General features: G+C 61.3%; 17 protein-coding genes. 12 read left to right on the top strand and 5 right to left on the bottom strand.

Going from position 1 to position 26,291, the window contains the following annotated elements; genetic code table 11:
* Positions 1–98: 98 nt before the first annotated feature.
* Entirely contained in the window at positions 99–3,467 is a 3,369-nt protein-coding gene (locus HME9302_RS10210; RefSeq protein ID WP_115366925.1) for an amidohydrolase family protein, read from the top strand.
* Positions 3,468–3,527: 60 nt separating this feature from the next.
* Here the strand turns inward: HME9302_RS10210 and HME9302_RS10205 are convergent, their stop codons facing one another.
* Together HME9302_RS10205 and HME9302_RS10200 are read right to left on the bottom strand one after the other, a co-directional pair.
* Positions 3,528–5,453 carry a DEAD/DEAH box helicase gene (locus tag HME9302_RS10205; RefSeq protein WP_115366924.1) on the bottom strand — a complete coding sequence of 642 codons (1,926 nt, stop codon included), beginning with the start codon at positions 5,451–5,453 and terminating at the stop codon, positions 3,528–3,530.
* Between the two features lie 83 nt (positions 5,454–5,536).
* Positions 5,537–6,307 (bottom strand): sulfite exporter TauE/SafE family protein, encoded by a 771-nt coding sequence (locus HME9302_RS10200; protein ID WP_115366923.1) that lies wholly within the window; start codon positions 6,305–6,307, stop codon positions 5,537–5,539.
* 133 nt (positions 6,308–6,440) lie between these two features.
* On the opposite strand from HME9302_RS10200, the gene HME9302_RS10195 reads away from it, so the two are divergent.
* Positions 6,441–7,862 (top strand): aldehyde dehydrogenase family protein, encoded by a 1,422-nt coding sequence (locus tag HME9302_RS10195; RefSeq protein ID WP_115367672.1) that lies wholly within the window; start codon positions 6,441–6,443, stop codon positions 7,860–7,862.
* Positions 7,863–7,940: 78 nt separating this feature from the next.
* On the opposite strand, the gene HME9302_RS10190 is transcribed toward HME9302_RS10195, so the two are convergent.
* Positions 7,941–9,449: a tryptophan halogenase family protein gene (locus tag HME9302_RS10190; RefSeq protein WP_115366922.1), complete on the bottom strand. Its 1,509-nt coding sequence runs from the start codon at positions 9,447–9,449 to the stop codon at positions 7,941–7,943.
* A 225-nt stretch (positions 9,450–9,674) separates the two neighbouring features.
* On the opposite strand from HME9302_RS10190, the gene HME9302_RS10185 reads away from it, so the two are divergent.
* From HME9302_RS10185 to HME9302_RS10150, 8 genes are all read left to right on the top strand, one after another.
* Complete coding sequence (locus HME9302_RS10185; RefSeq protein WP_115367671.1) at positions 9,675–12,848, top strand: TonB-dependent receptor; 3,174 nt, start codon at positions 9,675–9,677, stop codon at positions 12,846–12,848.
* A 117-nt stretch (positions 12,849–12,965) separates the two neighbouring features.
* Entirely contained in the window at positions 12,966–13,988 is a 1,023-nt protein-coding gene (locus HME9302_RS10180; RefSeq protein WP_230079961.1) for a glycoside hydrolase family 16 protein, read from the top strand.
* 4 nt (positions 13,989–13,992) lie between these two features.
* The gene (locus HME9302_RS10175; protein WP_115367669.1) at positions 13,993–15,084 is read left to right on the top strand and encodes a LacI family DNA-binding transcriptional regulator; all 1,092 of its coding nucleotides are present in this window, start codon (positions 13,993–13,995) and stop codon (positions 15,082–15,084) included.
* 30 nt (positions 15,085–15,114) lie between these two features.
* Positions 15,115–16,368 carry an MFS transporter gene (locus HME9302_RS10170; protein ID WP_115366921.1) on the top strand — a complete coding sequence of 418 codons (1,254 nt, stop codon included), beginning with the start codon at positions 15,115–15,117 and terminating at the stop codon, positions 16,366–16,368.
* A gap of 89 nt (positions 16,369–16,457) precedes the next feature.
* Complete coding sequence (locus HME9302_RS10165) at positions 16,458–19,007, top strand: glycoside hydrolase family 3 protein (protein ID WP_230079960.1); 2,550 nt, start codon at positions 16,458–16,460, stop codon at positions 19,005–19,007.
* A gap of 42 nt (positions 19,008–19,049) precedes the next feature.
* On the top strand, positions 19,050–20,345 hold the full coding sequence (locus HME9302_RS10160) for a sugar MFS transporter (RefSeq protein ID WP_115366920.1): 1,296 nt from the start codon (positions 19,050–19,052) through the stop codon (positions 20,343–20,345).
* A gap of 143 nt (positions 20,346–20,488) precedes the next feature.
* On the top strand, positions 20,489–22,450 hold the full coding sequence (ftsH, locus tag HME9302_RS10155) for an ATP-dependent zinc metalloprotease FtsH (protein WP_115366919.1): 1,962 nt from the start codon (positions 20,489–20,491) through the stop codon (positions 22,448–22,450).
* Between the two features lie 158 nt (positions 22,451–22,608).
* Positions 22,609–23,001: a hypothetical protein gene (locus HME9302_RS10150; RefSeq protein ID WP_115366918.1), complete on the top strand. Its 393-nt coding sequence runs from the start codon at positions 22,609–22,611 to the stop codon at positions 22,999–23,001.
* On the opposite strand, the gene HME9302_RS10145 is transcribed toward HME9302_RS10150, so the two are convergent.
* Entirely contained in the window at positions 23,002–24,108 is a 1,107-nt protein-coding gene (locus tag HME9302_RS10145; RefSeq protein WP_115366917.1) for a DUF3667 domain-containing protein, read from the bottom strand.
* Positions 24,109–24,259: 151 nt separating this feature from the next.
* Between HME9302_RS10145 and HME9302_RS10140 the strand changes: the two genes are divergently transcribed.
* A complete protein-coding gene (locus HME9302_RS10140) occupies positions 24,260–24,493 on the top strand; it encodes a DUF3072 domain-containing protein (protein WP_115366916.1) in 234 nt (77 codons plus the stop codon).
* Positions 24,494–24,573: 80 nt separating this feature from the next.
* On the opposite strand, the gene rpoZ is transcribed toward HME9302_RS10140, so the two are convergent.
* Positions 24,574–24,918, bottom strand: coding sequence for a DNA-directed RNA polymerase subunit omega (gene rpoZ, locus HME9302_RS10135; protein ID WP_115366915.1), 345 nt, complete (start codon positions 24,916–24,918; stop codon positions 24,574–24,576).
* Between the two features lie 163 nt (positions 24,919–25,081).
* On the opposite strand from rpoZ, the gene HME9302_RS10130 reads away from it, so the two are divergent.
* Positions 25,082–26,287: a phospholipase D-like domain-containing protein gene (locus tag HME9302_RS10130; RefSeq protein WP_181815739.1), complete on the top strand. Its 1,206-nt coding sequence runs from the start codon at positions 25,082–25,084 to the stop codon at positions 26,285–26,287.
* The last annotated feature ends 4 nt before the right edge of the window (positions 26,288–26,291 follow it).

Here is a 26,291-nt window from a genome sequence, read left to right as displayed (position 1 = left end):
CGACCGCGACCGCGACCGCGCCTTAAAGCCTGAAATTTCCTGTGACAGGCGAGGGCGCGTTTCCTAGGGTCGGCGTCCCTGTTTCGGAGAGACCGCCCATGACCAGATCGATACCCGTCACCGTCGCACTAATCGCCAGCCTGTTGTCGACCACGGCCTTGGCGCAGGAACCGGCACAACAACCGGCCGTGGCTCCCGATCCAGTGGAGGAAACCGAAACGACGGAGGACGAGACCCGGCGCCCGGTCACCGCCCCCGATGCGGACCTCGCGCAGACGGTCGAGACCGATGTCGCCCCAGCGGCCCCTGCGGACGAGGCGGATGCGAAGTGGGACGTGAACGCCCCGCCGGGCTTCACCATCAAACAGGTACCGATCCGCACCGACGAAGGCACCTGGATGGATGTGGACGTTTCACCCGACGGGCGCACTATCGCTTTCACCATGTTGGGCGATATCTACACCATGCCGATCACGGGCGGCACGCCGACGCGTATTGCGGAAGGCCTTGCGTGGGAAGTGCATCCGCGCTTCTCCCCCGATGGCAGCCGCATCGCATTTACCTCCGACCGGGGCGGGGGTGACAATATCTGGATCATGAACGCCAACGGGTCGGACAAGCGGCAGCTGACGAAGGAAGATTTCCGCCTTCTCAATCAGCCCAGCTGGTCACCCGACGGGCAGTTCATCGCCGCCAAGAAGCACTTCACTACGGGCCGTTCGCTCGGCACAGGCGAGGTGTGGCTGTATCACGTGTCCGGCGGCAGCGGCGTGGCGCTGGTCGAACGGCCCAATCCGCAACATCAGAAAGAACTGGGCGAGCCGACTTATGCGCCCGATGGCAGCGCGATCTATTTCACCCGCAACGTGACCGGTGGGCCGATTTTCGAATACGCGCAGGACTCCAATACCGAGCTGTTCAACATCGAACGCTACGACCTTGCCTCCGGGGAGCGGACCACGGCGGTTGGCGGGCTGGGCGGGGCAGTGCGACCGCAGCCTTCGCCAGACGGTAAAAAGATCGCCTTCGTGCGGCGCGAAAACACCCGTTCCAAGCTGTTCGTGAAGGATCTGGCCAGCGGAGCCGAACGCAAGATCTACGACGATCTCGATCAGGATGTGCAGGAAACCTGGGCCGTGACCGGCGTCTATCCCAACATGGCGTGGACGCCCGACAGCCGGGACATCGTGTTCTGGGCGGGCGGCAAGATCAGGCGCGTTGCAGCGGCTGGCGGCGCAGCATCGGTCATACCGTTTGCCATCGACGACATGCACAATCTGGCCGATGCGCCGCATCCTGTCATCCCTGTCCATGTGGACCGGGTGGATGTGTCCATGTCCCGCTTCCCGCGCGTATCGCCGGACGGGCGTAGCGTAGTCTTCGAAAGTTTGGGCAAGCTTTACACCATGCCCGCAGGCGGCGGCACGCCGCGCCGGCTTACCCAGGATGAGAGCGGGGTAGAACTTCACCCCAGCTGGTCACGCGACGGATCGCGGCTGGTCTATGTCCGCTGGACGGATGACGGGCTGGGCGAAATTCGCACCATGGATGCGCGTGGGCGGGGCGGCCGCACAGTCACAACACAGCCGGGGCACTATGCCAACCCGCACTTCTCCCCCGATGGCCGCACCATCGTGTTCGAACAGGGCACCGGCGGATACCTGACGGCACCCGAATATAGCGATAATCCCGGTGCCTATCGCATAGCCACCTCTGGCGGCGCGCCGACCCTGCTGAGCCGCAATGCCGGCCGCCCGCATTTTGGTGCGGCGAATGACCGGGTGTTCATGACCAGCTCTGACGGCGGCGCGCAGCAGCTCATTTCCACCGATCTCAACGGACAGGACGAGCGCGTCCATGCCAAGGGCGAGCTTGTCACGTCTTACTCCGTGTCGCCATCGGGCAATTATTTCGCCTTCACCGAAAATTACGATGCGTTCGCCATGCCGCTGATGCCGGGCGGCCAGGCGGTGTCGATCTCCGCCAATGCCAAGAACGTGCCAGTGGTCGAACTGTCGGATTCCGGCGCGGATTACGTTCACTGGTCGCAAGGGGCGCGCGGCGCGGAAGAACGCGTGCACTGGGCGCTCGGCCCCACTCTCTACAGCGCGCGGCAAAGCGAACTGTTCGCAGCCTCGCCCGCCGCCGAAGGAGAGGAGCGCGCAGGCTACACGCCGCCCACAACCGGCGTTTCCATGCTCCGCACGGTCGACGCAGCGCCTGCACCGTCCGGGACGGTCGCCATCACCGGCGCGAAGATCATAACCATGCGCGGCGATGATGGCGGGGTCATCGAAAACGGAACGGTCATTGTGCAGGGCGGCAAGATTGCAGCCATCGGGGCGGCAGGCTCGGTCGAGATTCCTCGCGGTGCCCGCACCATCGATGCGGCGGGCAAGACCATCGTGCCCGGCTTCGTCGATGCGCACGCCCATGGCGCGGTGGCCGATGGAGAACTGGTGCCGCAACAGAACTGGAGCCTGCTACAAAACCTCGCGCTTGGCACCACCACCATTCACGATCCATCCAGCGGCACGGAGTTTTTCGTGGCGGAGGATATGCAGCGCACCGGCATGATCGTAGCCCCGCGCATGTTCAGCACCGGGCGCATTATCTACGGCGCGAAAAACCCCTACGCCTATGCCCGCATCGACAGTCTGGAGGATGCGCTGGACCATGTGCGCCGGCTCAAGGCCGAAGGCGCGCCGTCTGTTAAAAACTACAACCAGCCGCGCCGCGAACAGCGCCAGATGGTGGTGGAAGCCGCCCGGCGGGAAAACATGCTGGTGGTGGCCGAAGGCGGTTCGCTGTTCGGGATGGACATGAACCTGGTGGCGGACGGCAATTCCACGCTGGAACACAACATTCCGGTCAACGTGATGTATGAAGACGTGCTGCAGTTCTTCGCCCAGTCGGACACCAATTATACTCCCACGCTGGTGGTGGGATATGGCGGTCTTGCCGGTGATCCCTACTGGCGGCAGGCGACAGATGTGTTCGCGCAGCCATTGCTGATGGCGCACACGCCGCCTGCGATCCTGCGCGCTGGGAACGCCCGCCGCACTACCGCGCCCGAAGGCGATTTCATCGATGACGATGTGGCGCGCGAGGCGAAGAAGCTTGCCGATCGCGGGGTGAAGGTTTCCATCGGCGCACACGGCCAGCAGGCCGGGATCGCCACGCATTGGGAAATCTGGTCCTTCGTGCGCGGCGGGATGAGCCCGCTACAAGCGTTGAAGACGGCCACCATCGATTCCGCCCGCTCGCTCGGCATGGATACCGAAATCGGCAGTCTGGAAGTGGGGAAGCTGGCAGATCTGGTCATTCTCGACGGCGATCCGCTCGACAATATCCGCAATACCGAACGGGTGGAAACGGTGATGCTGGGCGGGCGAGCGTACGATGCGGCGACCATGAACGAGATCGTCACGGGCGACGGCAAACGCGCTCCGTATTGGTGGGAATGATGTGAAGCCGGAGAGCGCGACCTGACAGGAGCGCGCTCTTCGGCATCAAGTATAGACCGGTCAGTCTTGCGGTTTGGGCTTGTGCTTTGGCTTGCCAGCGTTCTTGCCGGGCTTCTTGTGCTTCGCCTTCTTGAAGGGCGCTTTTTGAAACTGGCCGGGTTTCTCGCCGCCAGCATCATTGCTGTCGCCGCCGCCTTTACCCTTGAACGGTGCGCCCGGCTTGCCGCCCTTGCCGAACGGTTTGCCGCCTGGCTTGGGCTTGCCGCGAACGAATGGTTTCTTGCCGCCCCCACCGTGACCGCCGCCATGCCCTCCACCGGGACCACCTCTGCGCGGACCGCCGCGATGTTGCTGCGGCGGCGGGCCTTCTGGTGCAGGAGCGATAGGAATGTCGCTACCATCTTCGGCCGCTGAATCAGCGGTGCGTTCCAGCGCGGCAGTGAACTTGTCCGCCACGGCGCGGGGAACCTGGAAATGGGTCTGTTCCTGCCCGATCCGGATCGCGCCGATCTCATTGCGGGTGATGTGACCGCGGCGGCATAGCAGCGGCAGAATCCAGCGCGCTTCCGCGTTCTGTTTACGCCCCACATCCATCTTGAACCAGACGATATCTTCGAACCCGGGGCGCTGACGGTCTTGCTTATCCGCCTGTCGTGCTTCCGGCGTGTTGGGCAACATCTCCTCAGGCTGCGGCATGGCGGCACGGTGCGCCTGTACCAGCGCGGCGGCGATATCGGCCGGTTCGCGTTCCGCCATCAGGCGCTCTGCCAGCGCGCGGTCTTCGTCATCGAACTGGCCCGGTGCCATCAAGGCCGACAGGAGGCGTTCGCGGTCCTGCGCCTTGATCGATTCAGGCGTCGGCGCTTCAATCCAGTCGGCCTCGATCTTCGCGCCGCGCAGCATGGAGGCCACGCGTTTGCGGCGGGTGTAGGGGACCACCAGCACGGCGGTGCCCTTCTTGCCCGCGCGGCCGGTGCGGCCGGATCGGTGCTGCAAGGTCTGTGCGTCGCGCGGTATTTCCACATGGATGACCAGGCTTAATGTAGGCAAATCGATGCCGCGCGATGCGACATCGGTCGCCACGCAAACCCGCGCCCGGCGGTCACGCAAGGCCTGCAGCGCTTGGTTGCGTTCCTGCTGGCTGTGCTCGCCCGACAGCGCCACCACGCCAAATCCGCGTTCCTGCAAGGCGCTGTGCAGCCGCCGCACATTGTCACGCGTGGCGCAGAACAGCATGGCCGTTTCCGCCTCGTGAAAGCGCAGCAAATTGACCACCGCGCGCTCAATTTCGGAGGGCGACACGGTCATCGCCTGATAGCTGATATCGCCATGCCCGCGATCTTCCCCGACGGTCGAAATCCGCAGGGCGTCCTTCTGGTAACGCTTGGCGAGCTTGGCGATCTGCGGCGGAATAGTGGCAGAGAACAGCAAGGTCCTGCGCTGCTCCGGCGTCGCGTCGAGGATCTCTTCCAGATCCTCGCGGAAACCCATGTCGAGCATCTCGTCCGCTTCATCCAGAACGATAGTGGTAAGCGCGGACAGGTCGAGCGCGCCGCGTTCCAGGTGATCGCGCAAGCGGCCCGGCGTGCCGACCACGATATGCGGAATGTTACGCAGGGCGCGCCGTTCCTTCGATGCGTCCATCCCGCCCACGCAAGTTGCGATGCGCGCACCAGCGGCAGCATACAGCCATGTCAGCTCGCGGCTTACTTGCAGGGCCAGTTCGCGCGTCGGGGCAATGATGAGCGCCAGCGGAGCCTGCGCGATAGCCATCTGCGCGGAATTGCCGCTCATATCGCCCAACATATCGGGCGCCATGGCGAGGCCGAACGCGACCGTCTTGCCGGAGCCGGTCTGCGCCGACACGACCAGATCGCGTCCTGCTGCATCGTCTGCCAGAACGGAGGTCTGAACAGGTGTGAGTTCGCTATAACCGCGTTCGGTCAGCGCTTCGCCGAGAACCGGCGGACAGTTTTTAAAAGGCATGGCGGGCCAGATAGGCGCTTTTGCGCGCTAAACATACACCTGCCAGCGGATTTATTTTGCAGGTGCGAACAAATGCGACTGGCTCAGGCGAATTGGGACCTGAATAGCTGCCATAGCAGCCGCAGCGCTACGAACAGGATAAGCAGCGCCGTGCCAACTTCCAGCGCCCGGCGCGGCAGGCGCACCGCCCCCAGCCAGCTGCCGATCTGGCCGCCCAGGACGACTGCCACGAACAAGGGCCAGAATTGCACCACACCCTCGGCGCGGCCATCCTTGGAAAGCTGCCCCGCCAGCCCGGCGAGCGAGTTGAACAGGATGAACGCGCTGGCTGTGCCGGCTATCGCGCGCGCGCTCTGCCAGCGGGTGAGATAGAGGATCGGCGCAAGGAACACCCCGCCGCCGATGCCCACGATGCCGGACAGGAAGCCGAGCGCGCCGCCAGTTGCAGCAGTTGCAGCCATCCCTTTTGCGGTGGGCGGCGGCACGATGGCGACCGGTTCGCCGGCGCCGCGCCGCAACAGCATCAAGGCGCTTGCGACCAGCAACGACAGTCCCAACAGGCCAAGGAAAACTTCGCGCGGAACCTCCAGCGACCCGCCGACCAGCGCCAGCGGAAGCGAGGCGGCGAATAGCGGCCAAATACGGCCCCATTCGATCGCTCCGGCTCGGTGGAAGCGCCAGGTACCACCCGCCACCACCAGCACGTTACAGATCAGCGAAACAGGCGCGATTAGCCGGTAATCGATCTCGGCCAACGCCAGCAGGGAGGTATAGGTCGATCCGCCGCCGAACCCGACCGAGGCATACAGCAACGCCGTTACAGCGAAGGCGATGACGAGGAGCAAGATCTGCATGGCGACATCTCCTTATCGGCTGGCCGCCACGCTGTCCCTACCGGCATTATCGCGGTCATAAGGGAATCCATCGTGCAATCTGCGCTCCGTTCCCTAGATAGGTTGCAACACGCAACACAAGGGAGACGGCATGATGAACAGCTACGAACAGAATTACATCGACGGCAAATGGGTGGATTCAAACGGCGGAACGGCGCATGACGTGATCAGCCCCTCGACCGAAGAACCGGTGACGAAGGTGGTTTTGGGCACCAAGGCTGATGTCGATGCCGCCGTTGACGCCGCGCGCCGCGCCTTCGCCTCGTTCAGCCAGACCAGCCGCGAAGAACGCGCCGAATTGCTCGGCCGCATTGTGGAAGAATACAAGAAACGTATTCCCGACCTTGCAAAATCGATGGCCGCCGAAATGGGCGCGCCTGTCAGTTTCGCTTCTGCCGCGCAGGCGCCTGCCGGTCTCGGCGCGTTCCTGTCCACCATTCCGGCCTTGCAGAACTTCGAATTCGAACAGCAGGAGGGCAAGACAAAAGTGGTGTACGAGCCCATTGGCGTGGTCGGCATGATCACCCCATGGAACTGGCCGCTGAACCAGATCGCGCTGAAAGTCGCGCCCGCGCTGGCCGGCGGCAACACCATCGTGCTGAAACCGTCGGAGGAATGCCCCGGCAACGCGGCCATCTTCGCCGAAATACTGGACGCTGCCGGTGTTCCCCCCGGCGTCTTCAACTTGGTGCAGGGTGACGGGCCGACCGTGGGCGAGGCGATTTCAGCCCATCCGGGCATCGACATGGTCAGCTTCACCGGCTCCACCCGCGCAGGGATCCTGGTGGCGAAGGCGGCAGCAGATACGCTGAAACGCGTGCATCAGGAACTGGGCGGCAAGGCGCCCAACATCGTGCTGCCCGGTGCGAAGCTGGAAGAGGTGCTCCCGCCAACCATCGGCGGCGTGATGGCCAATGCCGGGCAAAGCTGCATCGCCCCCACCAGAGTGCTGGTGCACAAGGATGACGAGGCGGAGGCCATCGCCGTCACCAACCGGATCGTCAATTCGCAGGAAGTGGGCGATCCGATGGTCGAAGGCGGCCATATGGGCCCGGTCGTGAACAAGACCCAGCATGACAAGATCCGCGAACTGATCACTTCGGCCATCGACGAAGGCGCGAAGCTGGAAACCGGCGGGCCGGACCTGCCAGCGGGCGTCAATCGCGGCTATTATATCAAGCCGACCGTCTTCAGCGGCGTGACACCCGACATGCGGATTGCGAAGGAAGAAACCTTTGGTCCCGTCGTCACGATCATGAAGTATGACGATCTCGATCAGGCCGTCGCCATTGCGAACGATACCGATTACGGCCTGTCCGCCGTGATTTCCGGCGATCCGCAGGCTGCGTCCGAAATCGCCCCGAGGCTGCGCGCGGGCATGGTCTCGGTCAACAGCTGGGCCCCTGCTCCGGGCGCTCCGTTTGGCGGGTACAAGCAATCCGGCAATGGCCGCGAGGGCGGCGTGCACGGCATGCGAGATTTCATGGAAGTGAAGGCAATCACCGGCACTGCCTGACGCCAAATGCACCTGATTCTGCGCCCCGGTCGCTGGTTTGTCAGCGATCGGGGCCATTCCGGGTCAGGGAAATAGATTTCAGGACATGGTTGCAGGCGCCGGGCAGTATTTCTGCACATAGTCCCTATGCGATGGCATGGCGCCGACCAGGTGGGTGATGGACCGTTCGACTTCGGACAGCTCCTCGCTCAGCGCTGGTTCCTTTAGCGTGGCGGTCATCGGGTTGTATCCGGTCGGCGCGATGCCTTGGCCCAGCATCACCGCGACCCAGCTGGTGGCGGTGAACAGTTCGTCCTCCTCGCGGAAGATCTGGCCGTTGGCGCGAAACAGGTCGATCTTTTCCTGCAAGGTTTCGGGCACGTCCATCGTGCGGCAGTAATCCCAGAACGCGCTGTCGGTGCGCTGGGTGGCCTTGTAATGCAGGATCAGGAAATCGCGGATGCGGGCATATTCCTTGCCTGTCAGCCGGTTGAACGCATCCTCTTGCGCCTGCGTCACGCCGTCTAGGGAAAACAGCGCCACCAGTTTGGAAATGCCGGTGTTGATAAGATGGATGGACGTGGATTCCAGCGGCTCCATGAAGCCTGCCGACAGCCCCAGCGCCACCACATTGCCGTTCCAGAACTTGTTGCGACGCCCGGTGGTGAAGCGCAGGAAATTAGGCTCGGCCAGCACCTCGCCATCCAGATTGTTGCGCAGGATCGCGTGCGCTTCATCGTCGGACATGTACTCGCTGCAATAGACGTGGCCGTTACCGTTGCGCTCCTGCAAGGGGACGCGCCATTGCCAGCCGGCGCTGTGCGCGGTGGCGCGGGTGTAGGGCAGGGTGCCGCCATCATTGGTGCATGGCAGGGCGACCGCGCGGTTGCAGGGCAACCACTGGCTCCAATCCTCATAGCCTGACGCTAGCGCCTGTTCGATCAGCAGACCGCGAAAGCCGGAGCAATCGATGAAGAAATCGCCTTCGATCACATCGCCGCTGTCCAGCGTCACAGATGCGACATGGCCGGTTTCGCCATACAACGCGACATCCGCCACCTTGCCTTCACGCCGGACAGCGCCGCGCGCTTCGGCATATTTCCGCAGGTATTGGGCGTAGCGGCCCGCATCCAGATGATAGGCGTAATTGATCGGCGGTAGATCGTCGCGCTGGAAGTCTTCCGTGCGGCTGAACTTGCGATGCATTGCGGCGATGGTTTCGGCGCTGAAGGCGTGGATCGGGCGATCGTTGCCTTCCATCCGTTGCTTCAGCCAGATATTGTGAAAATCGACCCCGTCGATCTGATAGCCGTAATTGCCGAACGGGTGGAAATAGCTCTCCCCGATCTGACCCCAGTTGACGAACTGGATACCCAGCTTGAACGTGCCCTGCACCTCGCTCAACATTTCGCGTTCGTCGATATCGAGGAGACGGTTGAAGTCGACGAAGTGCGGAATGGTCGCCTCCCCCACGCCAACCGTGCCGATCTGCTCGCTTTCCACCAGCGTGACGGACACGTCGTTGCCCGAAACCAGCCGCGACATGGCCGCCGCCGCCATCCAACCCGCCGTGCCGCCACCCACGATAACGATTTTTCCGATAGCCATGCGCGTCAGATATCCTGCTGTAAGCCCATTGGCCGGACTATCCTGCCCGGCCTCTTGTGGCCATATTGCAACATCGTGTCAGTGTCGATTGTGAACGTTCATTTGTTTCTTGTGAACGCTAACAATATGCGATAGCCGCAAAATGGAAGCCCGATCTATGCACCGGCAATGTGTGCGGGGCGGGCGGATTCGAAATTTTCGAACCGCGATTTTCGGGAGGATCACATGTCTACTAGCACTCAGCTCACCACCGGCCCTGACGGCCGGCTTCGCAGCCTCATGACGGTATCCAGCCTCGCGCTATGCATCGGACTAGCCAGTCCTGCGTTTGCGCAGGACCAGGATGCGGACGAACAGGAAACGCCCAGCACGATGGAACCGGACGAAGTTGTCGAGACTTCCAACGAAATCGTGGTCAGCGGCTTTCGCGCCAGTCTCGAAAACGCGCAGAATATCAAGCGCGATGCAGACACTTTCGTGGATGCGATTACCGCCGAAGATATTGGCGCTTTGCCCGACCGTTCGGTTGCCGAGGCGCTGCAGCGCGTCCCCGGCGTCAATATCAGCCGCTTCCAACAGCGCGACGATCCCGATCGCTTCTCGGTCGAAGGTTCGGGCGTTGTCATCCGCGGTCTGCCTTATGTCCGGTCCGAACTGAACGGCCGGGACATCTTCTCCGCCAATGGCGGGCGCAATCTCAGCTTCAACGATATATCGCCCGAACTGCTGGGCCGTGTGGAAGTGTTCAAGAACAACACCGCCGACATGATCGAGGGCGGCATTTCCGGCACAGTCAATCTCGTGGTCCGAAAGCCGCTGGATTTCCCCGGGCTAACGATCTCAGGAACGGTAGAGGCCAATTACGGCGATCTGGCAGAAGAGTGGTCCCCGGGTTTTTCTGTGCTGGCCAGCCAGACTTATGAAAATGATGCGGGCCGTATCGGCATCCAGTTGGGCTATGCGCAGTCCGAACTTGTGACCCGTACCGATGCCTCCCAGGTTACCGATCCTTGCTATCGTGCGGCTGATCTGTCCGGCCCATGTTTGCGCACGCAGGATGTCGGTTCGGGTGGCTTTGGCGGCCCCACCGGCTTCGACGAAACTAACTTTCCGCCCGACGGTTCGGTGCTGGTGCCCAAGGGTGCCGGTGCACGCACCACCACCTTGCAGCGTGATCGCAATGCTTTGTCCGCCATCCTCCAGTACGAATCCCCGACCGGCAATCTGTTGCTGACGGCCGAATATCTGCGCGCCAAGACCGAGGGTACGCTGGACGAATTTGCGGTGCTGGCGTTGGTCAATAACGATGCATTGTATCCCGTTCCACTCGGCGGAACCACGTTTCAGTTCGACAATGCCGGGATTTTCCAGTCGGGTACGCTGACCCGCAACGATGGGCAGCCGCTGGAAACGGAATTCCTACGTTTTCAGCGTGAGGACCAGGCCGAAACGGAAGATCTGGCGTTCCAGGCCAGCTGGAGCCCGACGGATCGTTTGCGCTTTAACGGCGAGATCCAGCGGATCACTTCGGACCGGAATGAAGACGGTTTTATCGCCGCGATGCAGAACGGCCTTATCTTCACCGAGTTCAAGGGATCGAACATCGATATCGACCTTACCGGGAATACGCCGTCGGTACAGTTCCTCGCCCCTCAAGGTGCCGGCGCCAACTACTTTCAGGACTTCGACCAGTCCTTTTACTGGTTCGCAATCGATAACCAGGTGCGGAACGAAGGTTCGCTCGACTCCTACCGTGTCGATGCGGAATACGATCTCGACATGGGTCCGCTTGAGCGTATCCGGTTCGGCGCACGCTGGGCTGATCGCAATCGCGTGACGCGCTCCTCCAACTTCTCCAACTGGGGTAATCTATCGATTCCATGGACTGGCAATCCGGCCTTGGCAGGTGAAGTGCCATACAGCCAGGTGCGCACGCCGTTCGACAACTTCCAGCGTGGCAAGGTGCCGTTGCCAATTCCCGGCGGCGCGGGCATCTTCTTCGGCGGCGACGATCTGGTCGGTGACTACCTCAACCGTGAAATCGTGGATCAGGTGGAAGATATTCGCCGGGTTGGCGACTTTGCCGATTTCGCGCCTTACGGCCCGATCTACAATCGCAGCGGGTTGGTACCCGGTACGGTTTTCCTGCCGGGCGAAATTTCCGATGTCGATGAAAGTACCGAGGCGTATTACGCTCGGATCGATTTCAACGGCGATGCGATCTTCGGCGGCGATATTACAGTGAACGGCAATTTCGGCCTGCGCTATGTCGAGACCAGTGTCGAAGCCGGCGGATTGATCGAGTTTCCAAGCCTTACCGGCTTCACTCTCGATAGTGCGGGCAATATTGACTTCGCTGCAACCTGCGCCGGTTTCGATACGAATGGCGGGAACATCAATATCCCCGGATTCTGCGAATTGTCGCCTGCACGGCAGGCCGAATTCGGCTCGATCGTCGGCGATGGTGAATTGAACGACGATGCGGACTTCAAGTTCGATGCCTGGTTGCCCAGTTTTAACATCAAGTTCGATTTCGGAGGCGGCAAAATCATTCGCGGCGCGGTGTCGAAGAACATCACGCGGCCGGACCTGGCGCTGTACCGCGCAGGCGGGACGCTGATTGATAATACCGGCGATCTGCGGCAGGCCAATATCCTGGAAACAGGACCGTTGTTCCGTATTCAAACGGGCAACCGTCAGCTGACGGCAACCGAAAGCTGGAATTACGACCTGTCTTTCGAATGGTACTTTGCCAGGGTCGGCTCGCTTACAGTCAGCGGCTTCCTGAAAGATCTGGAACAGATCGTCTCGGCCGGTTCGGAAATCCGCAGCGTTACCTCGCCGGAAGGCGATGTCACAGACGTTCGGTTCGACGTCCCGACCGGCGACCTGGGCGGTTTGCTGAAGGGAGTGGAGGTAGCCTACCAGCAGACCTATGACTTCCTGCCTGGGGTGTTTTCGGGATTGGGGTCGCAGTTGACATATACTTATGTCGACGCTTCCGACTTTGAGAATCCGGATCTGGCTGGCAACCTCGGGGGTCTTTCGGACGGTCTGCCTTTGGCGGGCGTGTCCAAACATACGGTGAACGCGGTCGTGTTCTACGAAGCTGGCCCCCTGTCGGCCCGTGCCGCCTATAATTGGCGGTCCGAATTCCTGCAGACGCCGCGTGATGTGATCTTCCCGTTCTCGCCCATTTTCGGCGAGGATACGGGCCAGCTGGACGCATCAATTTTCTACGATATTACCGATCAGTTGAAAATTGGCGTACAGGGTGTGAACCTGCTGGATGAAGTGACTGAGACATCGCAGCTGGTCGACTTTGACGGCAACCGAATTACCCGTTCTGCCTTCCGAAACGACCGCCGCTACACTTTCATCGCGCGGTTCACCTACTAAGGTCGGCTTCGCAGTTTGAACAAGCGGGCGGGCCCCTGCATGGTAAGGCCGTGCAGGGGCCTGTTTTCGTTGAACTGACAAGCGCGCCAAGGATGGCCGCACCCGGGAGGTGAACCGATGCGTTTTGCAAAAACGATATTCGCAACAGTAACGCTGGCTGCGATGACCACGGGATGCGGCGTGGGCAGGGGGGGTAACGGTGGTGAGACCGCCATCTCCGCCGCACCGCAACCCGAGTTGCCTGCCGCAATCGCCATGCCGCCGCAGGATGGCTGGACACTGGTTTGGTCGGACGAGTTCGACGGGACCGCGATCAATGCTGCCAAATGGAGTTTCGACGTGGATTGTTGGGGCGGCGGTAATGACGAACGCCAGTGCTATACCGATGATGCGCGCAACGCATTCGTGGCGGATGGTATCCTCAACATCGTGGCTCGTAAGGGCGATACGACAGGCCCGGCCTTCCCGCCATACCTGCAGGACACCGCGGCTAAGAAAATCGCAACTCGGACGCAGCCATACAGTTCTGCCCGGATGGTCACCAAGGGCAAGGCTGCCTGGAAATATGGTCGGATCGACGTGCGCGCCAAGCTGCCGCAGGGGCAGGGCACATGGCCCGCCATCTGGATGCTGCCTGAAGACAATGTCTATGGCAGTTGGGCGATGTCGGGCGAGATCGACATCATGGAAGCGGTCAATTGGGGCGTTCCTTGCGCAAAATGTCCGGGCGGAAAGGAAAATACCGTGCTGGGCACGCTGCATTTCGGCGGCGCATGGCCTGATAATCTGCTCGACAGCACCGAAGCTCCGCTGGCTGGATCCATCGACGAGTTTCACACCTACACGGTAATCTGGCGGGAGGGGCACTTTCTGTGGGCGGTGGACGGCGTATCGTTCGCCAGCAAGACCGCTGCGGATTGGTCAACCACGGCGACCGACGCGCCAAACGCGCCGTTCGACCAGGATTTTCACCTGATCCTCAACCTCGCGATCGGTGGGGGCCTGCCCGAAGAACGCGGGTTGAAAGGTGTTTCGCCAGAAGGCTTTCCCAAACGTTTCGCGATCGACTATGTGCGCGTCTGGCAATGCGCCGCCGATCCCGCAACTGGGGCCGCCTGCGCCCGGGACGAAGGCAACTGAAACCATGGCGCGGCGCAGGCAGGCGGTAACGATCAAGCACGTGGCGGCCGATGCGGGCGTGTCGATGCAGACCGTCAGCCGCGTTATCAACAAGGAACCCAACGTCCGCCCTGAAATGCAGGCGCGCGTGCAGGAATCCATCGACCGGCTGGGCTATCATCCTTCCATTGCAGCGCAGCGGATGAGCGGATCGCGTTCATACCTGATCCTGGCCCTGAACGACCGCGAGCGCACCATTGCCGAATGGCAATCCCGGCAGGGCAGCGACTGGGTCGACCAGATGCTGCTGGGCGGAATGCTAAAGTGTGCCGAACATGGCTACCGCATGATTTTCGAACTGGTCGATACGCATAACGATCATGTCGAGCGCGAACTCAAGGCTGCCATTGCCGCGCTGCAGCCGGATGGCGTGATCCTCACCCCGCCGCATTCCGACAATCCGCTGATCGTCGGCCTGCTGGACGAATACGGCATTCCATTCGCGCAGATCGGATCGTCCGGCGGAGAAGGGGGTTCGGCAGGCGGCATCCCGCTCATCATGGGGGATACGCAGGCGTCCAGTAACGCCACTCAGCATCTGATAGACCTGGGGCACGAGCGCATCGGTTTTATAAAGGGGCCGGACGATTACGTGCTGTCCCGTTGGCGCGAGAATGGCTGGCGGTCCGCAATGGACGAGGCTGAATTATCGGCTGAAGGACTTAGCGCGCAGGGTGATTTCAGCCCCGCTTCGGGCCGGATCGCGGCGTTGCAGCTGCTCGATCTGGCCGACCCGCCGACCGCTATCCTGGCCAGCAACGATCACATGGCAATCTCGGTGCTGGAAGTCGCACAGGAACGCGAGCTGGCCGTGCCAGGCGATCTGTCCGTTATCAGTTTCGATAACACGCCTATTGCAGCACTGGCCAACCCCCCCCTGACAGCGATCGATCAACCTGTGGCGGAAACCACCAGCCGTGCAGTGGAACTGATCATCGCGGCGAAGCGGGGCGCGAAGAGGCCGGACAGCCCAATCGATATTCCTTCGAAATTGGTGCTGCGCGCCTCTACCGCGCCACCGGCCAGTGCCACCACCAGGCGCAAGAGCGGGACGTGATGCAGAACGGGTGCGGTTCGACGGGCCATTATGACCGCTGAGGCTGGTCATAGGGGTCGGCAGCGCACGCGCTTCTTGCTACTTTACGCGCTGGCCGTGGCCGGCGGTTCGATTGCTTACGCGCCGCTCCTCACCCTACTTTTGCCGGGCCGGATAATGGACCTTGCAAGCGATGCGGGAGTCAGCTGGATCGCCTACCTGACCTTTGCCGGTGCGATTTGCGCCAGCATTGCCAATATCGCATTTGGCTGGGCGAGCGATCTTACAGGCGGCCGGCGCGGCTATATCTGGGCCGGGCTGGTCCTTTCTGGCGGGCTTCTGGTCGCGATGCCCTATGCGACCGGATTCATGCAGCTCCTGATATTGATTTGTTGCTGGCAGATCGCCCTTAACATGATGTTGGGGCCCCTGTTTGCATGGGCCGGCGATTGCGTTCCGGACCGGCAGAAGGGGTTGCTGGGGGGATTGCTGTCGGTGGCACCGGCACTGGGCGCGCTGTCGGGTGCCATTGTGACTTTCAGCGGATTTGCAGCAGTGCTGGACGGCTTCGGCGCCCGGCTTATCGCCGTGGCCCTGATGGTGGCGGGCTGCGTAATGCCGGTACTGCTTTTCGGGAGACCGAAACACATAGCCGCTCTCGAACCGCATGCTGTGCGCGGTGCACGGTCTGCGGTTCCTCCGCAGCGCAAGCAGATCGTGGTGCGGATGTGGCTGGCGCGGTTGCTGGTCCAGATTTGCGAAGCGGCCTTGTTTGCATACGCGTTGCTGTGGTTCGCCTCCATCGATCCATCCCTCGACGAGCGGGGCACGGCGCAGGTATTGTCGGCTGTGCTGATCGTAGCGGTACCGTTGGCGCTTTTTACAGGACGCTGGATCGACCGGCGCGATCGGCCGATCCTGCCGCTGGCTGTGTGCGCGCTTGTCGCTGCAGCCGGCCTTGCCTTAATGGCGTTGGCGCAAAGCCCGGCGCAGGCCATCGCAAGCTATGTCCTGTTCGGCGTGCCGGCGGCAGCGTTCCTGTCGCTCCATACCAGCCAGACCCTTCGGGTGTTACCCGATCCGGCCCGCCGAGGGCGCGATATGGGTGTTTTCAATCTCACGAATTCCGGCCCGTCGCTGGTGATGCCGTGGCTGGTGCTAACCCTCGTGCCGCTGTTCGGCTTCAGCGGATTGCTGGCGTTGCTGGCCATGCTGTGTGGTGCTGCGGCGCTGCTATTGGCAACCGCGCCGCGAGTTGCTCCGGCACCCTATGCACCTGTCCAGGTCGCACCAGAACAAGCGTAACCCACACCGTGCGCCAGAAGCGGGTTGCAAAGCTTCGTTGGGTGCGTCACACACGTTTGATAACGTTAACAAGCGATGGGCGGCGGATTATGAAGCGGGTATTCGGCAGAAACGTTCTGGCAGGTATGGGCACCTGCGTTTCGGCGATCGGATTGGCGGGCTGTGCCACGATGTCGAACCCGGCGATGGACGCCGCCGATGCAGCCGCAACGACGGCGCGGGCCGATGCTGTCGTTACGATGGTTACGCCTGAACGAGCCCGGGCCAATCCCGGTAACTGGCCCAATGCGGACAGTCCCGATGCGCTGACCGACACGGCGACCGAAGCGCGCATTACCGGTATCATTGCCGGCCTAACGCTGGAACAGAAGGTCGGCCAGCTGATCCAAGCCGACATCGGCTCGATCTCGCCAGCAGACCTCAAGACCTTTCCGCTCGGCTCGCTACTGGCTGGCGGCAACAGCGGACCTTATGGCGACGAACGCGGGAGCGCAGCTGATTGGGACCGGATGGTGCGCGAATTCCGCGCAGCCGGCCTGTCCTACGATGGCGGCGGAACGCCGGTTCCGCTGATCTTCGGGATCGATGCCGTGCACGGCCACAACAACATTCCGAACGCTACGATCTTCCCGCATAATATCGGCCTTGGCGCCGCGCGCGATACCGACATGATCCGCCGCATCGGCGCCGCAACGGCTGCGGAAGTGGCCGCCAGCGGCATCGAGTGGACCTTCGCGCCGACGCTGGCCGTGCCGCAGGATTTGCGCTGGGGCCGGGCGTATGAGGGGTACAGTTCCGATCCAGCCATAGTCGCGGCCTATTCCGCCGCTATGGTCGAAGGGTTGCAGGGTCAGATCGAAAGCCGCGCCATGTTGCCCGCAAACAAGGTCGCTGCCACCGCGAAGCACTTCCTCGCCGATGGCGGGACCGCTGGCGGGAAGGATCAGGGCGACGCGCAAATGGACGAGGCGGAACTCGTCCGCATCCATAATGCCGGTTATCCGCCTGCGATCGAGGCCGGGGTACTGACAGCGATGGCCAGTTTTTCCAGCTGGAACGGGGTCAAGCATCACGGCAACAAGACCCTGCTGACCGACGTTCTGAAAGATCGCATGGGCTTCGACGGGTTCTTGGTGGGTGACTGGAACGGCCACGGGCAGGTGCGCGGCTGCGAGGCGACGGATTGCGCGCAGGCCATCAATGCCGGGCTCGACATGTTCATGGCGCCCGACAGCTGGAAAGACCTGTATGCCAACACGCTGGAACAGGCGCAAAACGGCACGATCCCGGTGGCGCGGCTGGATGATGCGGTGCGACGGATCCTACGGGTGAAGGCCAAGATTGGCCTGCTCGACAACCCGATGCGCGACACGGCACCCTATGCAACCGTCGGCAAACAGGAACATCTCGACCTTGCACGCGAGGCGGTGGCGAAATCGCTCGTCCTCTTAAAGAACAACGGTTCCGTTTTGCCGATCAAGCCCGGCGCGCGCGTCATGGTGACCGGGCCGGGTGCAAACAGCATGGCCATGCAATCGGGCGGCTGGACGGTAAGCTGGCAGGGCGCGGATGTCACGTCCGAAGACTTCACCAATGGCCAGACCATCTGGCAGGCGCTGGACGCCGCCACCGGTGCCGCAGGCGGTACGGCTGTGCTGAGCGAGGACGGGTCTTTCAAGCAGAAACCCGATGTGGCCATCGTGGTGTATGGCGAAACGCCTTATGCAGAATTTCAGGGCGATGTGGCGACGCTGGATTACCAGCCCGCCAGCGCAACCGATCTTGCATCGCTTGAAGCCATCCGGGCCAAGGGTGTGCCGACCGTATCGGTGTTCCTGTCGGGCCGTCCGATGTTCACCAATCCCGAAATGAACGCATCCGATGCTTTTGTGGCCGCATGGCTGCCGGGCACGCAGGCCAACGGTATTGCCGACGTGCTGATCGCGAGGCGTGATGGGAAAACACCGCGCGGCTTTACCGGCAGGCTATCGTTCCCTTGGCCCAACAGTTGCGGCGGACGCGGTACGCCGCTGTTCCCGCTGGGCACCGGCTACACCTACGCCAATGTACCGCAAGTCGGTACTTTGCCTGATACGTGCAGCGACGCGGTCGCAGGCGCTGCCGGTGAAGTGCGTTTGTTCGACCGCGGCCTCGACCAACTCGCCACCGCGACCGTCATCGACGGCGGAGTGACCAGCGCGCTGGTCAACCTCGTCGGTAGCAGCGGGGGCGGGAATTTCGTTGCGGCAGGTTTCGACCGGACCGCGCAGGAAGATGCGCGGCGTCTTACATGGACGGGCCCTGCAACCCTGCAGCTCGATTTCGCAGGGGTCGAGGACACGGCGGATCAGGCGCTGGAGATGCTGGTCAAGCTGGATGCCCGCCCGGAAGGCGCGGTCATTCTGAAAAGCGGGCGCGAAGGGGCCACCGGGATCGACCTTGCACCGACGTTGGCACTTGCAGCGCAGAAGGGGTTCCGGACCATCTCGGTGCCGCTCCGCTGCTTCGATACAGGTACGCAAAGCGATTCCGGCCTCGACCGGATCATGCTGGAATCGTCCACCCCGTTGGTGCTGGAGCTCGCCAGCGCGCGGATCGTGAGCCAACCACCCGCGGCTGGCTGCAACGGACCGTTCTGACGCGAACTTAAAAATAAAAGAAGTTATTTGGGAGGATAATTCATGGCGCTGGCACCCGAGGTATCGTCGAGCACAGACCCGCTACCCATAGAGCAGGAAGGCAGCGGCATAAACGCGCCGGGGCTGCAGGGGTTCGTCTTCGCGCTGTTCTTCATCTTTGGCGGAATCACCTCGCTCAACGATGTCATCATTCCGAAGCTGAAGGAGCTTTTCACGCTCAACTTCACGCAGGCGATGCTGGTCCAGTTCTGCTTCTTCACCGCCTATCTGGTGATTGGCATTCCGGGCGCGAAGCTGGTGAAGAAAATCGGGTATATGCGCGGCGCGGTGACCGGCCTGCTGGTAATGATGGTCGGCTGCCTGCTGTTCATTCCGGCCAGCCAGACCGCAACCTATGCCTTGTTCCTGTTTGCCCTGTTCGTACTCGCTAGCGGTGTGGTGCTGGTGCAGGTCGTGGCGAACCCGCTAATTTCGCTGCTCGGCCCGGCGCAAACGGCCCATAGCCGGCTCACCTTCGCGCAGGCATTCAACTCGTTTGGCACCACCATTTTCCCGATTGCAGGATCAATTCTGATCCTTGGCAGCATTGCCAGTCTGAAGGCGGAAGATCTGTCTGGTGCCGAGCTGGACGCCTATCGCACGGCTGGCAGCCAGGCGATTGTGACAGGTTACATCGGCATCGCCATCATGCTTGCCATCGTGGCGACAGTGGTATGGATGTTCCGCAACAAGCTGAAGGGGGAGCGGCATGAACCCAGCACGGGACTGGGTGGTGCGGACCTCCTGAAACGTCCCCGCTTCGGCTACGGGGCGTTGTGCATCTTCCTGTATGTTGGCGCGGAAGTGTCGATCGGTTCGATCATTGTGAACTATCTAATGCAGCCCGGTGTGATGGGCCTGACCGAAGCACGTGCAGGCCCGTTGATTGGTCTGTATTGGGGTGGCGCGATGATTGGCCGCTTCATTGGTTCGGGCCTGCTGCGCGTGGTCAGCCCGGGCAAGCTGCTGGCTTTCGTTGCCATCGGGGCGATTACGCTGCTTCTGGTGTCCACCAACACGACAGGTGAGCTTTCGGGTTACAGTCTGCTGGCCATTGGTCTGATGAATTCAATCATGTTCCCGACCATCTTCAGCCTCGCCTGCGAGAAGCTGGGAAGCCGTGCGGCGGATGGATCTGGCATCATCAATGTCGCCATCTTCGGCGGCGCGGTCATCCCGCTGCTGACGGGGATGCTGGCCGATGTTTCGGGCAGCCTCTATCTGGCCATGGCGATACCGGCAATCTGTTACGCCATCATCGCCGGCTTTGGCTGGTATGCGCGGCGGCCTGCGGTCTAGCGGAGTTCCTTTGGCAGACTGCCAAACAGGGCGGCGAGGGGGACACCTTCGCCGCCCTGTCGACGCGCTCTTTCGCATCGGCGCGTTAGCTTGTCATTCAGAGGGGGTATCCTACATTGGCAGGGTGAAAGGTTCCTGCTGACATGAACGACCAGAACGATTCGAACGAACCCGGACAGGGCGGCCCAAACCCCTGGATTAAAAGCATGATGGTATGGGGCGGTATTTTCGTCGCCCTTATGCTGGCGGTTTCGCTGTTCAATGGCGGGCAGCAGCAGGCGGGCAACACCATCCGCTATTCCGATTTCCGCGACAAGGTTGCGGCTGGCCAGGTGGAAGAAGTGCAGATCGCGCCAGACCGCATCACCGGTGTGCTGAAGGACAAGGAACCCTTCGTCACCGTGCCGGTCGCCAGCGATACCGAATTGACCGGGCTGCTTGAGCAGAACAGCGTGACCTATTCCGGCGCTCCGCGAGAGGAAATGAGCCTGTTCGGCGCTATTCTCCTGCAGACCCTGCCATTCCTGCTGATCCTCGGTATTGCGTTTTTCGCATTGCGTCAGGTGCAAAAAGGCGGCGGCGCGGGCGGCGCGATGGGCTTCGGCAAGTCCAAGGCCAAGATGCTCACTGAAAAGCAAGGCAAGGTCACTTTTGCCGATGTCGCTGGCATCGACGAGGCGCGCGAAGAACTTGAGGAAATCGTCGAATTTCTGAAAGACCCGTCGCGGTTTTCCAAGCTCGGCGGACAGATTCCCAAAGGCGCATTGCTGGTCGGTTCTCCCGGTACCGGTAAGACACTGCTGGCCCGCGCAATCGCAGGCGAGGCCGGTGTGCCGTTTTTCACCATTTCCGGTTCGGACTTCGTTGAAATGTTCGTCGGCGTAGGTGCAAGCCGCGTGCGCGACATGTTCGAGCAGGCCAAGAAGAACGCGCCGTGCATCGTCTTCATCGACGAGATCGACGCGGTCGGCCGTTCGCGCGGTGGCGGTCTTGGCAATTCGAACGACGAGCGCGAGCAGACGCTGAACCAGCTGCTGGTCGAGATGGACGGGTTCGAGGCCAATGAAGGCATCATCATCATCGCGGCCACCAACCGTCCCGACGTGTTGGACCCGGCCCTGCTGCGTCCCGGCCGCTTCGACCGTCAGGTCGTTGTGCCGATCCCTGATATCGAGGGGCGCGAGAAGATCCTCGACGTGCACATGAAGAAGGTGCCGCTCGCGCCCGACGTTAACCCGCGCACCATCGCGCGTGGTACGCCCGGCTTCTCCGGCGCCGATCTCGCCAATCTGGTGAACGAGGCGGCGCTGCTTGCCGCCCGTCGTAACAAGCGGTTGGTCGCCATGCGCGAGTTCGAGGACGCCAAGGACAAGGTGATGATGGGCAGCGAACGCCGTTCGATGGTCATGACCGACGACGAGAAGAAGATGACCGCTTATCACGAGGCAGGCCATGCGCTCGTCTCGCTGAACGAAGAGGCGTCGGACCCTATCCATAAGGCTACCATCATCCCGCGCGGACGTGCGCTGGGCATGGTGATGCGCCTGCCGGAACGGGACAATTACTCCTACCACCGCGACAAGATGCACGCGAACCTTGCCGTGGCGATGGGCGGCCGCGTGGCGGAAGAAATCATCTTCGGCCATGACAAGGTGAGTTCGGGCGCATCGTCCGATATTCAGTATGCCACCAATCTGGCGCGCAACATGGTTACCAAATGGGGCATGTCGGACAAGCTTGGCCCGCTGCAATATGAAGAGCAGCAGGAAGGCTATCTCGGCATGGGTCAAACCAGCCGCACGATGGGCTCGGCAGAAACGAACAAGCTGATCGACAGCGAAATTCGCAAGTTGGTCGACGACGCGCACAAGCGGGCAACCGACGTGTTGCAAGGGCAGGAAGACAAGCTCCACGTGCTCGCGCTGGCCATGCTGGAATATGAAACGCTGACCGGCAAGGAAATCGACGAGCTGATGGAAACCGGCAAGCTGGAACGCCCCGATGAACCGAGCGGACCCGTAGCGCGTCCGGTGGGCGGGTCGTCTATTCCAAAGGCGGGCAAACGGTTCGGCGGCTCCGACGAAGGTGCGCCGGCTGGGGCCTGACGGGTTCGCATTAAAAGGTCGCAAGACGATTTTGCGGGGCGCGTTCCAGCTGGAACGCGCCCCGTTCGTTTGTCTGTGATTAGCGTGCGAAGTGTCGTCAGTGTGCGTTCATCGCCGCCGGCTAGGTGACAGGCGGTCATTTAGGGGAGGGCAATTCCGTGCGTAAACGGTTCAATTTTCTGGTTATCGCCGCAGGCACTGCGCTGCTTGCCGCTCCGCTTACCGCTGCGCCAGGCGATGCGAACGCGGACGAATTTTACCGCGACGCCAAGGAATTGAATGCAAAGGGCATGCGCGCCATGTTCGACAAACGGACCAAACCCCGCATGGCGCAGATCAAGGACGCAGCCGAGACTGTGAAGGCTGCCAACGAGGTCGCTACCAAAGCGGGCAAGCCGCTTTACTGCGTCCCGGCTGCCGCCCGGAAAAAGGGTATCGATGTCCCTTTCATCATCAGCCGCCTCGGCGCCATACCCGAAAGCCGACGCAAAACGATGACGCTGAAGAAAGCTTGGAGAGAGGTGCTGGTGACGGAGTACCCTTGCAGCTAATCAGCTGACGACCAGCACCGTCATGATCGTTATGAACAGACTGATGACGATCCAGATAAAGACGGACAGCACCAGCATCCGCCAGGTCGCGCCCCACCGGCTCAAACCGTATGTGCCCTTCAACTGGCGATACAGGTGAAACGGTGCATACAGCATGGGTAGCAGCACCAAAGGTCCCCAACCGGTCGCGCCAAGCGCGGTCATGATAATCGCCAGAAAGGTCATGAAAGCGATCGAGTAGGTCACAAACACCGTGTGATCGTACATCCGGAACTTGCGGCTGAAGGGGAACAGCAACCATATGAACGGCAGGCTGAGCGGTATCAGCAGCCAGCTCAGCTTGTATGAATTGGTCTGCAGTTTGTAGACGAGCAGATCGGGGTTTTCCTTGGCCTTCTTCCAGGCATCGTTGATCGAATCCACGATATTTCCGGGCGTGCTGTCCGCCACCACCAATTCTTCATCCTGCGGTATTTCGCCTGTTTCGTACATGCCTGCGAGCTTGGCGAAAAAGACGCGCTCCTCCTTCAGCGTTGCTATTTCCTCCCGAAGTTCGGCAGCATAGCCTTCGCTGATGTCGGGATCGGTTAAGGTTTCCTGTTTGCTCGCCACCCGTCGATCGATCTCGGCCACCGTTTCGATGACTTCGGGTTCGGTGGCGATATCAGGACCGTTGTCGAAGTTTCCAACGCCACCAAACAGGCTAATCAGCGCGAAGGTGATGAAGATGGTGAACAGGAACAGCGCGATGGGCGAGATGTACCGCGCGCGCTGTCCGTCGATGTAATTGCGCGTCAGCTTCCCCGGTTGCCAGGCCAATACTGGGAGTGTGCGCCACAACTTGCCTTCAAAATGTAGCACGCCATGGACCAGATCATGGAAGAATGCGCCAAGGGTCCGATGCAAATGCGCCTTCTGGCCGCAATGGTGGCAATGCGCGCCAGCTAGCGGTGTGCGGCAATTGAGGCAGGCCGCTTCACCGGTATGACCGACGGTTACCGTGTCACCGTCCGCGCCCTGCGCCGTTCCGCCCGCTGCGGGCTCGACCGCACGTGCGACCAACCCTCCGGTTGCCATGGCCCCGGCTGCTTCCCCAAGATCGCTCATCCGAAGAACCCGTTCATGCAATCCGCCCTTCGCGGAAGATTGTAGCGAAGGCAAAGCCGTCGGTCGAGATGGCTGACGGCAAGATCAAAATTACACATGCAGCTGGAACATTAGAAGAACAAGTGTGTTGATTGGGCAAAGGAGAATTCACATGACTGCCACGACCCCGAACGAACATCCCAAGTCCGAGCCGACCTCTAACGCGGTAAAGGATCCGGACAATTGGACCACAGGCGACGAGAAGATGACCGGCGCACAGGCAAGTTACCTCAAGACGCTGAGCGAAGAAGCGGACGAGCCGGAAGCGTTCGATACCGATCTTACCAAGGCTGAAGCGTCCAAGACTATCGACGCGCTGCAGGAAGAAACCGGCCGCAGCAAATAACGCCGACTTTGCCATAGATACGAAAAGGGCCGCTTCCGGTGAACGGAGCGGCCCTTTTTCATAGCTACCGTGAAGCTGCCTCAGCCGTCGTAATCGGCACCCACGCTGGTGGAGCGGGTCGGGGCCGACGCAGTAATCCGCAAGGCTTCTGCCGACTGGCTCAGCGAACCGATTTCATCGATATCGTCATCATCGTCGGGCAGGATCTTCTGCAGGCCAGTGACCACCGATTCCATCAGTTCCTTGGGCTTCAACGTCTGTTCCGCGATTTCACGCAGCGCCACGACGGGGTTCTTGTCCCGGTCCCGGTCCACGTTGAGTTCGGCACCACCAGAAATCTCGCGTGCCCGTTGGGCCGCAAGCAAAACGAGGTCGAAACGGTTGGGAATCTTGTCGACACAATCTTCGACGGTAACGCGCGCCATAAGGGCACTCCGTAAAATGCAGGTTTGATAAGGAGAACGTGAAGGCGGCCATTACGGCCCGTGCCGCCAAAAGTCAAGATTTTCCGCTATGTTTGCGGGCGTGTCTCCGGCCGCGTTCCCAGCGACTTGCGCAGTTCGGCCACCGCCGCCAAAAGGTCACCCCATGGGGACACTTGAAACGACCGAAGGCGAGGCCGCGGCAACAGCGAACGATTACCGCGATCCAGAACCGTTCGATTTTGAATCTCAAGGACAATCGCTGCGTTTCTATCCGGCAGGCGAGGATCGGCGCAATGCGCTGATTGAGCTGGTCCGCAATGCCCAAACCTCGCTCAAGCTATGTTTCTATATTTTTGCGGAGGATGAAGTCAGCACCGCTTTGCGCGACGAGCTGGTCGCGGCTGCTGCGCGCGGTGTCAATTGTGTGCTGATAACCGACCGGTTCGGATCGCCGGCAACCGACGAATTCTTTGCCCCCTATACCGATGCAGGCGGACGACATTTCAGCTTCAGTTCCAAATGGACCCACCGCTATCTGATCCGCAACCATCAGAAAATGGCGATCGCGGACGACAGTCGCGCCATGTTCGGTGGCTTCAATATCGAGGACGATTACTTCAACCCGCCAAACAAGAATGGCTGGAACGACATCGGCGTGCATCTGGAAGGGACGGCTGTCGAAGGTCTGGTCAAATGGTTCGCCAAATTGCACGACTGGACCGATGACGGTGAAGGTCATTTCAGCGAAATCCGCGATACGGCGGATGACTGGGTGTGGACCGGCGGAACCGATAACAAGGCCAGCTGGCTGGTTGGAGGTCCGACAAGAGGCCTGAGCACATGGGCGCAGCGCGTCCGGGACGATTTCGACCGGGCGAGCAGGCTCGACCTGTTCATGGCCTATTTCAGCCCGCCAAAAAAGTTCATGAAGCGCATCGGCGCGATTGCCCGGCGTGGCGAGGTGCGGCTGCTGATGGCCGGGAAGTCCGACAACAACGCTACGTTGGGTGCGACCCGGTCGCTTTATCACTATCTCCTGAGCGAAGGCGCGAAGATCTGGGAATTCGAACCGTGCAAACTGCATACCAAGCTCGTGGTGGTGGACAATGCGGTGTATCTCGGCAGCGCCAATTTCGACATGCGAAGCCTCTATCTCAATCTGGAAATCATGCTGCGGCTGGACGATCCCGCGCTGGCGAGGCGGATGCGCGAATTCGTTTCGGACCACATTGCCGCGTCACGCGAGATTACACCCGAACGCCACCGCCGCCGCGCCACATTGTGGAACAGGGTGCGCTGGAACCTCGGCTGGCTGCTCGTTTCAGGGTTGGATTACAACATCAGCCGGCGGCTGAACCTGGGTCTGTGATACG

The organism is Alteripontixanthobacter maritimus (genome assembly GCF_003340475.1).
Classification (GTDB): Bacteria; Pseudomonadota; Alphaproteobacteria; order Sphingomonadales; family Sphingomonadaceae; genus Alteripontixanthobacter; species Alteripontixanthobacter maritimus.
The sequence above is the reverse complement of the archived record's forward strand: the minus strand, read 5'-3'. Positions and strand labels throughout refer to the sequence as shown.

Bases quoted from the DNA above. Each gene is read 5' to 3' on its own strand.
- HME9302_RS10210 (WP_115366925.1), top strand. From the start codon at position 99: ATGACCAGATCGATACCCGTCACCGTCGCACTAATCGCCAGCCTGTTG.
- HME9302_RS10205 (WP_115366924.1), bottom strand. From the start codon at position 5,453: ATGCCTTTTAAAAACTGTCCGCCGGTTCTCGGCGAAGCGCTGACCGAA.
- HME9302_RS10200 (WP_115366923.1), bottom strand. From the start codon at position 6,307: ATGCAGATCTTGCTCCTCGTCATCGCCTTCGCTGTAACGGCGTTGCTG.
- HME9302_RS10195 (WP_115367672.1), top strand. From the start codon at position 6,441: ATGAACAGCTACGAACAGAATTACATCGACGGCAAATGGGTGGATTCA.
- HME9302_RS10190 (WP_115366922.1), bottom strand. From the start codon at position 9,449: ATGGCTATCGGAAAAATCGTTATCGTGGGTGGCGGCACGGCGGGTTGG.
- HME9302_RS10185 (WP_115367671.1), top strand. From the start codon at position 9,675: ATGTCTACTAGCACTCAGCTCACCACCGGCCCTGACGGCCGGCTTCGC.
- HME9302_RS10180 (WP_230079961.1), top strand. From the start codon at position 12,966: ATGCGTTTTGCAAAAACGATATTCGCAACAGTAACGCTGGCTGCGATG.
- HME9302_RS10175 (WP_115367669.1), top strand. From the start codon at position 13,993: ATGGCGCGGCGCAGGCAGGCGGTAACGATCAAGCACGTGGCGGCCGAT.
- HME9302_RS10170 (WP_115366921.1), top strand. From the start codon at position 15,115: ATGACCGCTGAGGCTGGTCATAGGGGTCGGCAGCGCACGCGCTTCTTG.
- HME9302_RS10165 (WP_230079960.1), top strand. From the start codon at position 16,458: ATGAAGCGGGTATTCGGCAGAAACGTTCTGGCAGGTATGGGCACCTGC.
- HME9302_RS10160 (WP_115366920.1), top strand. From the start codon at position 19,050: ATGGCGCTGGCACCCGAGGTATCGTCGAGCACAGACCCGCTACCCATA.
- ftsH (WP_115366919.1), top strand. From the start codon at position 20,489: ATGAACGACCAGAACGATTCGAACGAACCCGGACAGGGCGGCCCAAAC.
- HME9302_RS10145 (WP_115366917.1), bottom strand. From the start codon at position 24,108: ATGAGCGATCTTGGGGAAGCAGCCGGGGCCATGGCAACCGGAGGGTTG.
- HME9302_RS10140 (WP_115366916.1), top strand. From the start codon at position 24,260: ATGACTGCCACGACCCCGAACGAACATCCCAAGTCCGAGCCGACCTCT.
- rpoZ (WP_115366915.1), bottom strand. From the start codon at position 24,918: ATGGCGCGCGTTACCGTCGAAGATTGTGTCGACAAGATTCCCAACCGT.
- HME9302_RS10130 (WP_181815739.1), top strand. From the start codon at position 25,082: ATGGGGACACTTGAAACGACCGAAGGCGAGGCCGCGGCAACAGCGAAC.